The organism is Lacihabitans sp. CS3-21, assembly GCF_024343675.1.
Taxonomy (GTDB): Bacteria; Bacteroidota; Bacteroidia; order Cytophagales; family Spirosomataceae; genus Leadbetterella.
On sequence record NZ_RJUD01000085.1, the window covers coordinates 1 to 1,363 of the forward strand.

At 37.3% G+C, this 1,363-nt stretch carries 1 pseudogene; it reads left to right on the top strand.

Features of this window, described 5'->3' with window-relative positions:
- Positions 1-1,363, top strand: a pseudogene (locus EGI24_RS14570) (DUF11 domain-containing protein); the annotation flags it as partial.

Genomic DNA, 1,363 nt, shown 5'->3' on the forward strand with positions numbered 1-1,363 from the left:
TGGTGTACCAGGAAGCCCAACTGACGATAAATTGGATGGCAATGGCACGGACGATGAAGACGATGCTGACCCAGCTCAGATCACGGTTCAGAAATATGACTTGGCTTTGGTTAAGAAATTAAAAAGTACCGGAGATATTAAGCCAGGTGATAATGTTATATTTACTATAACTGTATCAAATCAAGGTACCATCCCTGCAAATGGAATAGAAATTACAGATTATATACCATCAGGTATGACTCTAAATGATTTATCTTGGACAGCAGCAGGTTTAAATAAAGCAACCAAAATTATTTCTGGTCCAATTTCGGCCGGTGGATCAATTTCGGTTGATATAAATTTGAAAGTCAATTCAGATTTTGAAGGAACTACCTTATTAAATAAAGCAGAGATTTCGAAAACGTCTGATAATGACAATAATGGAAATCCACTTGTGGATATTGATAGTACACCTGATGATATTGATAATGATAAATTTGTTACAGATGACGATATCAATGGTAATGGTAAAACTGGAGGAGACGAAGATGATCACGATCCAGCTGAAGTTAAAATTAAACAGATTTTTGACTTAGCTTTAAATAAGAAATTAAAAGCTGGCCAAGCCTCCCAAGTTGGTTGTGAGGATGTGGTTAAATACGTAATAACTGTATTTAATCAGGGTACACTAAAAGCGTCTAATATTGATGTTACTGATTATATCCCAACAGGGATGAGCCTTAATACTTCGCAAAGTCTAGGATGGTCATTAGTTTCTGGAAATCCTAAATTTAACATCCCAGGTCCTATCTTGCCAGGTGCAAATACTTCAATCGAATTAGTATTGAATGTTTTACCTTCAGCTTTAACAGGGCCCTTGGTAAACAGAGCGGAAATTAGTAATAATGCTACAAATGCTTTAAACCTTTTGGATATTGATAGTAAACCAGATAATATTTCATCTAATGATGCCGGAGGTTTGGTAAGTTCGGATGCAGATGATTTTGTTGATGGAAATGGTACAGGAACTCCGAATGATGGAATAAAAGCAACTGATGAAGATGATTCAGACCCAGCTTTAGTTACCATGAAAGAGAAGCCAAATGTAGTAGCCTCAAATAATGGACCTGTTTGTTTTGGAGATAAAATTACCCTAACAGCTGTAGGAAATGCAACCTCTTACTCTTGGTCTGGGCCAAATAATTATTCTGCAACTGGCCCAACTGTTTTAGTTGATGCCTTACCGTCGAATAATGGTACATATACTGTCACTGCAATGCTAAACAATTGTATTGTAACGGCAACCACTTCAATCATTCAAACAGCTAAATTGACAGCCTCAGCGACTGCCACCCCAGTAGCTTGTTTCGGTGAGAAAAACGGA